At 67.7% G+C, this 8,697-nt stretch carries 10 protein-coding genes; 6 read left to right on the plus strand and 4 right to left on the minus strand.

The features are described from left to right. Positions 1 to 73: 73 nt before the first annotated feature. Positions 74 to 721 (plus strand): TetR/AcrR family transcriptional regulator, encoded by a 648-nt coding sequence (locus ACIRON_RS14145; RefSeq protein ID WP_402992907.1) that lies wholly within the window; start codon positions 74 to 76, stop codon positions 719 to 721. 59 nt (positions 722 to 780) lie between these two features. Continuing rightward, positions 781 to 2,196, plus strand: coding sequence for a flavin-containing monooxygenase (locus tag ACIRON_RS14150; RefSeq protein ID WP_402992908.1), 1,416 nt, complete (start codon positions 781 to 783; stop codon positions 2,194 to 2,196). Between the two features lie 369 nt (positions 2,197 to 2,565). On the opposite strand, the gene ACIRON_RS14155 is transcribed toward ACIRON_RS14150, so the two are convergent. Together ACIRON_RS14155 and ACIRON_RS14160 are read right to left on the minus strand one after the other, a co-directional pair. Then, the gene (locus ACIRON_RS14155) at positions 2,566 to 3,210 is read right to left on the minus strand and encodes a Rid family hydrolase (RefSeq protein WP_402992909.1); all 645 of its coding nucleotides are present in this window, start codon (positions 3,208 to 3,210) and stop codon (positions 2,566 to 2,568) included. A gap of 26 nt (positions 3,211 to 3,236) precedes the next feature. Beyond that, positions 3,237 to 4,814 (minus strand): flavin monoamine oxidase family protein, encoded by a 1,578-nt coding sequence (locus tag ACIRON_RS14160; protein ID WP_402992910.1) that lies wholly within the window; start codon positions 4,812 to 4,814, stop codon positions 3,237 to 3,239. 59 nt (positions 4,815 to 4,873) lie between these two features. Between ACIRON_RS14160 and ACIRON_RS14165 the strand changes: the two genes are divergently transcribed. Next, entirely contained in the window at positions 4,874 to 5,440 is a 567-nt protein-coding gene (locus ACIRON_RS14165) for a GNAT family N-acetyltransferase (protein ID WP_402992911.1), read from the plus strand. A gap of 2 nt (positions 5,441 to 5,442) precedes the next feature. On the opposite strand, the gene ACIRON_RS14170 is transcribed toward ACIRON_RS14165, so the two are convergent. Next, the gene (locus tag ACIRON_RS14170) at positions 5,443 to 5,913 is read right to left on the minus strand and encodes a winged helix-turn-helix transcriptional regulator (protein ID WP_402992912.1); all 471 of its coding nucleotides are present in this window, start codon (positions 5,911 to 5,913) and stop codon (positions 5,443 to 5,445) included. A 93-nt stretch (positions 5,914 to 6,006) separates the two neighbouring features. Between ACIRON_RS14170 and ACIRON_RS14175 the strand changes: the two genes are divergently transcribed. Both ACIRON_RS14175 and ACIRON_RS14180 read left to right on the plus strand, forming a co-directional pair. Then, on the plus strand, positions 6,007 to 6,597 hold the full coding sequence (locus ACIRON_RS14175) for a dihydrofolate reductase family protein (protein WP_402992913.1): 591 nt from the start codon (positions 6,007 to 6,009) through the stop codon (positions 6,595 to 6,597). 23 nt (positions 6,598 to 6,620) lie between these two features. Next, positions 6,621 to 7,016, plus strand: coding sequence for a TIGR03618 family F420-dependent PPOX class oxidoreductase (locus ACIRON_RS14180; RefSeq protein ID WP_402992914.1), 396 nt, complete (start codon positions 6,621 to 6,623; stop codon positions 7,014 to 7,016). Between the two features lie 13 nt (positions 7,017 to 7,029). On the opposite strand, the gene ACIRON_RS14185 is transcribed toward ACIRON_RS14180, so the two are convergent. Further along, positions 7,030 to 7,599: a TetR-like C-terminal domain-containing protein gene (locus ACIRON_RS14185; protein ID WP_402992915.1), complete on the minus strand. Its 570-nt coding sequence runs from the start codon at positions 7,597 to 7,599 to the stop codon at positions 7,030 to 7,032. Between the two features lie 47 nt (positions 7,600 to 7,646). Here ACIRON_RS14185 and ACIRON_RS14190 point away from each other — a divergent pair, with 47 nt between their 5' ends. After that, positions 7,647 to 8,015: a VOC family protein gene (locus ACIRON_RS14190; RefSeq protein ID WP_402992916.1), complete on the plus strand. Its 369-nt coding sequence runs from the start codon at positions 7,647 to 7,649 to the stop codon at positions 8,013 to 8,015. Positions 8,016 to 8,697: the final 682 nt, after the last annotated feature.

Below are 8,697 nucleotides of genomic sequence, written 5' to 3' on the forward strand. Positions count from 1 at the left end.
TCACATATCGGTTGGAGGATCGTCAAGCCCACGGCGGAGGAGGGCCCGGCGCGGAACCTTCTATGCTCGCCGGGTGGAGACGGAGACGGTGCGGACCAACAAGCGCGGCCGGCGGTCGCAGGAGGAGATCCTCGACGCCGCCGCGCGGGTGATGGCGGCGCGCGGGTACGCCGGGACCTCCATCTCGGTGGTCTCGGCGGAGTCGGGGCTGCCGAAGTCGGCGATCTACCACCACTTCCACTCCAAGGGCGGCCTGCTCTCGGCGGTGATGGCGCGTGGGCTCGACGACTTCTTCGAGGCGATGCGTACGTCCCAGGCCGACCCGCCCGCAGGTGGCACGCACCGCGATCGGCTGCGCTGGTTCCTCGAGCGCACCGCCGAGGTCTTCGCCGAGCGCGCCGACTTCCTGCGGTTGCACATCCTCCTGCTGCTGAGCGAGGAAGCCGACGAGACCGAGGTCGCCGAGATCCTCGGCCGAGTGCGTGCCGACGGCCGGGTGCGGATGAATCAGATGATCCGTACGGCCTTCGCCGACGAGGGCGAAGACATCGCCGCCCAGGTCGCCGACCGGCTCGACTACTTCGGCGTGGCCGGCTTCGACGGCGCCTTCATCGCCGCCAATGCCGAGGCGTCCCGCACCGTCGCCAGCCAGATGGAGCAGCTGGGTGACGCGATCGCGGCCCTCGGTGAGGCCATCGTGTCCTCCCTACGTGACGACTGATTCACATTCTCCCGGTATGGTCCAGGTCACACTGTTGCTCCCGGCCCTCGGAGGATCCCTTGCGCATCGCAGTCATCGGCACCGGCTTCGGCGGCCTGGCCGCCACGATCGAGCTCAAGAAGCGGGGTCACGACGACATCGTCGTGTTCGAGAAGGCCGGTGACGTCGGCGGCGTGTGGCGGGAGAACACCTACCCGGGCGCCGCCTGCGACGTACCGTCCAGTCTCTACTCCTACTCCTTCGAGCCCAACCCGCACTGGCCCCACAAGTTCTCCCGCCAGCCCGCGATCCTCGACTACATCCACCAGGTCGTCGACAAGTACGACGTACGCCGCCACATCCGCTTCCACACCGAGGTGACCGCGGCTCGCTGGGACGACGAGGCGAAGACCTGGCAGCTCGAGCTCAGCACGGGGGAGACCGAGACGGTCGACCTGTTCGTACCCGCCGTCGGCCAGCTCTCCCGGCCCTCGATCCCGAACATCCCCGGCGCCGACACCTTCCGGGGCGACGTGTTCCACTCCGCCGAGTGGAACCACGACCTGAGCCTCGCCGGCAAGCGGGTCGCGGTGATCGGCACCGGGGCGAGCGCGATCCAGTTCGTGCCCGAGGTCCGGAAGGACGCGGCGAAGGTGCTCCTCTTCCAGCGCTCGGCGCCCTACATCGTTCCGCGCAAGGACTTCGAGCGCACCGACCCCGCCCACCCGATCCCGCAGCTCCTCAACCGCGCGAAGATCTGGACCCAGGCCGAGTGGCTGACCACGACCTTCCACATCAAGCCGCTCGCCGCGGTGATGCGCACCTGGTCCAAACGGCACATGAAAGCCCAGACCGCGGCGAAGCCGGGGCTCTTCGAGAAGGTGTGGCCCGACTACCCGTTCGGCTGCAAGCGCGTCCTCTTCGCCGACGACTACCTGCCGGCCCTCGCCCAGCCCAACGTGGACCTGATCACCGACGACATCACCGAGATCACCTCGACCGGCGTGACGACCGCCGACGGGCAGCACCACGAGGTCGACGTCATCATCTGGGGCACCGGCTTCAAGGCCACCGACTTCCTCGCCCCGATGACGATCGCCGGCACCCAGGGCCGCGACCTGCACACCCACTGGAAGGACGGCGCCCACGCCTACCACGGCATGACCGTCCCCGGTTTCCCCAACCTGCTGATCATGTACGGCCCCAACACCAACACCGGCGGCGGATCGATCATCTACTTCCTGGAGACCCAGGCCCGCTATCTGGGTCGCTACGCCGACCACATCGTCGAGGCCGGCCACGCCCTCGAGATCCGCGCGGAGGTCGAGGAGGCCTACGACGCCCGGATCCAGGACCAGCTCGCCGACAGCGTCTGGAGCAAGTGCAGCTCCTGGTACCGGGAGAAGAACGGCCGCATCACCACCAACTGGCCCAGCATCTCGGCGCGCTATCGACGCAGTGCCAGCTACCAGAAAGCCGACTACGCGTCCGCTTGAAGGAACCGTCCTGATGGGTCTTTGTGCCCGATCTGTTCCTTCCCTTCTACGTGTGGTAGGCCACATACTCGAAGGGATGACTACCTCAACCCCCCGGCGGCGACACTTCGCCGCGAGTCCTTTCAAGGCAGATCCCGAGCCGGTCATTGAGCAGTTCGAGTCTGGGGACCTGGTTTCCCACGACTCCTTCGGCCTGGGTCGGGTCGTCAACAAAGAAACGGCCGCAGTCACTGTCGACTTCGGTCCCCGACTGGTGCGTATCGCCAGTCCCTTCCCCAAGCTTTCCAAGCTCTGACAATCGTCTGAGCTGCACGAGAACCGCCCTCCCCGAGCACTGCTCGGGGAGGGCGGTCTCGTAGTTGGAGAGGCCTACCTCCGCTTCACCGGATAGGCCGCGTCGACCTCCACCTCGACCAGCCAGCCGTCCACGGGCAGGTTCTCGATCTCGAGCGCGAACCGCGACGGCCGAGCCGGGTTGGTGACCATCGGAGCCGCAGGCGCAGCGGTTCCGAGCGGCACCGGGACGACCTCGCCGGTCGAGACCGACGTGTTCGCGAAGAACTGTCGGTAGGCCCGGTTCCAGCCCGCGAAGTCCATCTTCGCCTCGCCCGCGGGGTTCTGCAGGAAGACGCGCATCGTGATCACGTCGTCGTAGGAGAGCCCGGCCGCCTGGAGGTTCTCCCCGATCCGGCGCAGCACGTTGATCCCCTGGGCCTCGGTGATGGTCACGCCCGGCGGCAGCTCACCGCCCGGGAAGACCGCGGTGTCGATGTAGGCCGACTCCCCGCTCGCCCCGGTGTTGAGCCGGGACGGACCGAGCCCGCTGGTCTTGTAGATCGCGGCGTCCGGCCCGATCGCGACGCCGTTCGCGATCGACGGGTTGTCCTGTCCCGCGGGCAGCACCGAGATCGTCTCCCCGCCACGCGGCGGGCGGTGCACATCAGAAACGGGCGACCACTTGCCTCCGGCGACCGCCGCGGTCGGAGCGACCAGAGCCGCGGTCAAACCGACCACGGCCACCACCTTCGTACGCGGCGACATCATGCCGTCACCCGCGCGTGCAGCTTCTCGACGGCCGCCCGGGCAGCCGTGATCGCGCCGTGCTGCCAGGCCACCGAGTGACTGAGGTGATCGCCGGCGAAGTACGTGTTGCCGGTGGCGTCCAGCAGCCGGGTGTAGAGCGGATCGGTGTCGGCGGTCGTCGAGTAGGCCCAGGCTCCCTCGGAGAACTTCTGCGTCTTCCAGTCCTGGCTGTAGGAGGCGGTGATGCCCTCGCCGTAGACGTCCCCGAAGATCTGCTTGCCCATGTCCACGGCGCGCGAGAGCCGCTGGGCGGGGGTGAGCACACCGTAGGTGTCGGCCGCGCTACCGGTGTTGTAGTAGCCGATCATCGTGCCCCTGTCCCCGTTGAACCCGTACGACGGGTGCCACATGTTGCGCAGGTCGAGGCGGGTGTTGGTGATCCCGCCGTAGATCCGGAAGTCCTCCTCCCACCAGCGCCGGTCGTACTCGATCCCGATCTTGCCCGCGTTCGAGGGCCCGAAGGACTTCAGGCTCGCGGTGATGTCCGCGCCGAGGTTGTGCGGGACCTTGGCGGCGACGTGCGGCGGCATGCAGTTGATCGCGAAGTCGGCCTTGATGGTCTCGGTCCTCCCACGAGCCTTGTAGGCCACCGAGACGCCGGTCGAGGTGTTGTTCCACTCCACGACCTCGGCCCCGTAGCGGATGTTCCGCGCCCCGACGGCCTTGGCGAAGGCGTACGGGATCGCGTCCATGCCACCCACCGGCTGATACATCATCATCGCCTGGTCGTAGCCGAACTCGAAGGAGAAGTACTGCCCCAGGCCGGAGGCCAGGACCGCACTCATCGCGTGCGGCGCCACCTCGGTGCCGGACTCCTGACCGGCCCCCGGCTCGACCGTGTAGCCCGCGCGGCTGGAGCCGGTGTAGGCGTACCCCTCCGCCTGGGAGCCGAGGTCGCCGAAGTTCCGCAGGAACGCGATCAGCGCCTCCTTGTCGGCGGCGGTCAGCTCCTCGTCCAGTGCCCCCTTGTCCGTCGCCTTCGCGAGCAGCTCGGAGACGTAGCCGTACGTGTCCGCCTTCGCCTGACGCATCTGCACCGCCCCGATGCCGTGGTCGCCGGGGTAGTAGAGCAGCGCGTTGGCGTTCTGGTTGGTGAACGCCTCGATCGGGACGCCCAGCTCCTTGCAGTAGTCCAGCGTGATGTGGCTCTGCGGCAGCCGGCCGGGGCCGGCGTTCATGTACTGCCCCTTCGAGAACCCGGCGACCTGGGTGACCCCGTTCAGATCAGTCACCCGGGTCCCGCCGCGCACGGTGAAGTTGCGGCCACCCGGCCGCTCGCGTCCCTCGAGCACGGTGACCTTGTAGCCACCCTTGAGCAGCTCGTACGCAGCGGTGAGCCCGGCGACGCCGCCGCCGAGGATCACGACCGACTTGCTGCCGGCCCGGGCGAGATCGGAGGGCTTGGGAGGAGTGAAGTCGGGGGTCTCCGCGGCGTGAGCCGAGGTGAGCCCGAGAGCACCCATGCTGTGCAACATGACTCCCGCGCCGCCGGCGAGGCCGACGTTGCGCAGGAAGTTCCGACGTGACTGGGTCATGTGGGGTTCCAATCTGTTGGGGACGCCCCGAAACGTAGGAAGCCTTTGTTGCGCTGTGATTGCGTTCGCGTCTCGCTAGAACGCTTGTTCTCCAACTCGTCAGTAGCCTGAGGACCGGCCTTAGGATCGGCACCGTGACCGTCACCATCCGCGATGCAGCTCCCGCCGACGTACCCGAGATCCTCCGCCTCGTCCACGCCCTGGCCGTCTACGAGAAGGAGCCCGACGCGGTCGAGGCGACGGAGGCCGACTTCGCCACCGCGCTCTTCCCCGAGTCCGGCACCCCGACCACGCGCTGCCTCATCGCCGAGAAGGACGGCACCGTCATCGGCATGGCGGTCTGGTACGTCACCTTCTCCACCTGGACCGGCCGCAACGGCATCTGGCTCGAGGACCTCTTCGTCGACCCGGAGCACCGCGGTGCCGGCGCCGGCAAGGCCCTCCTCGTACGTCTTGCCGAGATCTGCGTCGAGAACGACTGGCGCCGCCTCGAGTGGTGGGTGCTGACCTGGAACGAGCCGTCGATCGCCTTCTACCGCTCCCTCGGCTCGGTGCCGCAGAACGAGTGGGAGGTCCACCGCATCGACGGCGCCGCACTGAAGGAGCTCGGCGCCGCCGGCAGCTGACCTCAGGCCTCGGCCGCAGCCTGCGTCGCAGCCCCCGGACCGGGCAGCACCTCGACGTCGTCGGCGTGCATCGGCTCGCCGCAGTGCGAGCAGCGCAGGTCGACCCGCCCGATCTCGCCGCACGCATGGTGCCGGTAGAGCACCGGCGGCCCGGCCTCACCCGCGAGCCACTTGTCCCCCCAGCCGGCCATCACCATGAGGATGTCGACCAGCTCGCGCCCCTTCTCGGTCAGCACGTACTCATAGCGAGGCCGGTTGTCGTACGCCTGCTTCTCCAACACTCCGTGCTCGACCAGGTGCCCGAGCCGCTCGGTGAGCACCTTCCGCGAGATCCCGAGATCCGCCTGGATCTGGTCGAACCGGTTCATCCCCACCCAGATGTCGCGCAGCACGAGCGGCGACCACGGCTCCCCGATCACGTCGAGCGTCCGTGCGATCGAGCAGGCCATCTCGGCGAAGTTCGTACGTTGCATGACCCCGAATCTACCATTTGGGGTTCCCTCAAGGAACTCAGAGTGCTACGGTCGCAGAGTCTCTTCAAGAAACTCTGACTTCAGGGAGCGATCATGAGCAAGGTCCTCGCAGCACTCTCGGTCTCCGTCGACGGCTTCATCACCGGACGCGGCCCAGGTCCTGGCCGCGGCTTGGGGGACGGCGGAGTCCTCTTCGACTGGTACTTCGACGGCGACACTCCCAGCCAGGTCTTCGACGGCTTCAAGCTCTCCGAGCCGAGCGCCCGCGTCTTCGACGCGCTGGCCGAGCGCGACGGTGTCAGCCTCGCCGGCCGCAACACCTACGACGACTCCGGCTGGGACGAGGGCGGAGCACCGCATCCCACCGCCCCGCTGGTCGTCCTCTCCCATCGCCCCGCCCCGGCGATCCACGACCGCCAGACCTTCACCACCACGATCGAGGACGCGATCACCGTCGCCAAGGACCAGGCCGGCGGCAAGGACGTCGGGCTCATGGGCGGCGGCGTCGTGACCGAAGCCCTGAAGGCCGGCCTCGTCGACGAGCTCGTCCTCCACCAGGTCCCGGTGCTCCTCGGCGCCGGCCGTCGTTTCTTCGACGAGCTCCCCGAGCACATCGCGCTCGAGATCGTCGAGGTCGTCCCGGCCCCCGGCGTCACCCACCTCCACTACCGCGTCATCCGCTGACCACAACAGCCAGGAGAAGTCCGATGATCGACCCCGAAGTACGCCCGTTCCTCGAGGGCACCGCCCTCGCCCACGTCGCCACTCTCGGCCCCGACGGGGCCCCGCGCACCTCGCCGGTCTGGATCGGCACCCACGGCGACCACGTCGTCTTCCTCACCGGCAACCGCGGCCGCAAGTACCGCAACCTCCAGTCCGACCCGCGCATCGCCCTTTCCCTGGCGCCGGAGGAGAACGACTTCATGCCGGTCATCCTCCGCGGCCGCGTCGTCGGCTGGGTCGAGGACGAGAGCCGCTGGGAGATCATCGACGAGATCGCCGGCCGCTACACCGGCGCGCGCTACCCCCGCGAGGTCGACGCGTTCGGCGACCGCGCCGTCGCCCTCATCGAGCTCGACCACCAGCACATCGGCGTCGGCTGAACCGGCTGCCGGATCACCGCTCCCCGAGAACAGTCGCCACCAACCCCTCGACCTCGTCAGTACGCAGCGGCACCGGTGTCATCAGCCTCCGGTAGAACACGGCACCCGCCAACGCTTCCGCCGCCCGCTCCGGGTCCCCGACATCCTGCCCGGACTCCCGCAGCCGGGTGAGTGCATCGACCAGCCGCGTACGCCGCTCCGCGCTGTAGCGGTGGTGCAGCTCCCGCAGGCCCGGGTCGCGCTCGGCACCGTCGAGCACGGCGGGGAGACAGTCGGACATGAGGGACGACTGCATGGCGGTGGCTAGGTGGGCGACGATGGCGACCACATCTGCCCGAGGGTCCTGTTCGCCGGCTCCCGGGCGCGGCTGGACGTTGAGCGTCTCCATCGCGGCGGCGATCAGGCTGAGCCGGTCGTGCCCGAGTCGGTAGATCGTGCTCCGGGCGACGCCGGCACGTGTCGCGACCCCGTCGATGCTGAATCCGCCGTATCCCCGCTCGGCAAGCTCCGCGAGTGCCGCTTCGAGCACTCTTTCCCGACTGCGCACCACTCGGGGGTCCGTACGCCCTTGACGAGAAGCCATGCCGGGAGCCTACTATGCAACAGTAGTGTTGCAGAGAGGAGAGACAGATGATTCCCGGATTCCGCTACATCGTCGACGACATCCCTGCTGCCGTCGCCTTCTACCGCGAGCTCGGGTTCGAGGACGTCGGCCCGAGAGCCGGCGGCTTCGCGATGCTCGAGGGCCGCGGTCTGCGGCTGATGCTGAACTGCCCGGGTGCCGGTGGTGCCGGGCAGGCCGCCGACGACGGCAAGGTTCCGAGCCCCGGTGGCTGGGGCCGTATCCAGCTCGAGGTGCCCGATGTCGACCAGGAGCTCCGGCGTCTGAGCGAAGCAGGCGTTCGGGTACGCACCAGCCGCATCGATGGCCGGGGTGGCGCCCAGGCCGTGATCGAGGACCCGGCCGGCAACCCGGTCGAGCTCTTCGCGCCCGCCTGACCCGGCGGTCACGTGCCCCTGGCGCCGGGTGCGGCAAGCCGGTGCCGGGGCTTGTGTCAGGGGTCTAGAGTGGGGCGCAGAACATCGCACGAAAAAAGTTGCCCTGGCGATTTGAAACGGCGTCAGGGTGTGTGTAGTGTTCTCCGAGTCGCCAGGGTGCGGCGGGAAGCAAGCGCGAGTCTTCGGGCGGGCTTCCGGCCCCGGAGCGGCCACCTCCACTCTTCGAGCATCGCTCGAGCCAGGGTGTTCTAGATGTTGATCTTCGAATCGGCGAAAGAACCTCAGGATCTGGTTCCAACCAGATCAGCACGGCCATGAGTGGGCCCGGTTTAAAGCGATAAACACCGCGGGTTTCCCGAATTGGTGATTAGAGCGAAAGCCACTAAAGTCCTCCAGGACTGAGGCGGATAAGGCTTCAAACTTTCAGCGGGAAAGCGCGGTTAGCGCCGAATTGCGAAAGTGAGAATGGCTCCGCTAAAGTCGGGTAAGACGAAGCAGAGATACAACTGGTAATACCGGCGGAAAGCGCGAAAGCGCCGAGTTGGTAAAGCGAGAGTGGCTCTGATAAAGTCTGCGAGGCAGGACCGGAAGAAAGCTTCTGGAGCTGGCAAGGAAACGCGAAAGCGCCGAATTGCGAAAGCGAAAGAAAGCCTGCTAAGGTTCAGCACGAAGAACAAAGCGA

It is taken from the genome of Nocardioides sp. NPDC101246 (genome assembly GCF_044767415.1).
GTDB lineage: Bacteria > Actinomycetota > Actinomycetes > Propionibacteriales > Nocardioidaceae > Nocardioides.

Coding starts and splice junctions, on each gene's coding strand:
- ACIRON_RS14160 (WP_402992910.1), bottom strand. CDS start 4,814: ATGACCCAGTCACGTCGGAACTTCCTGCGCAACGTCGGCCTCGCCGGC.
- ACIRON_RS14170 (WP_402992912.1), bottom strand. CDS start 5,913: ATGCAACGTACGAACTTCGCCGAGATGGCCTGCTCGATCGCACGGACG.
- ACIRON_RS14175 (WP_402992913.1), top strand. CDS start 6,007: ATGAGCAAGGTCCTCGCAGCACTCTCGGTCTCCGTCGACGGCTTCATC.
- ACIRON_RS14180 (WP_402992914.1), top strand. CDS start 6,621: ATGATCGACCCCGAAGTACGCCCGTTCCTCGAGGGCACCGCCCTCGCC.
- ACIRON_RS14185 (WP_402992915.1), bottom strand. CDS start 7,599: ATGGCTTCTCGTCAAGGGCGTACGGACCCCCGAGTGGTGCGCAGTCGG.
- ACIRON_RS14190 (WP_402992916.1), top strand. CDS start 7,647: ATGATTCCCGGATTCCGCTACATCGTCGACGACATCCCTGCTGCCGTC.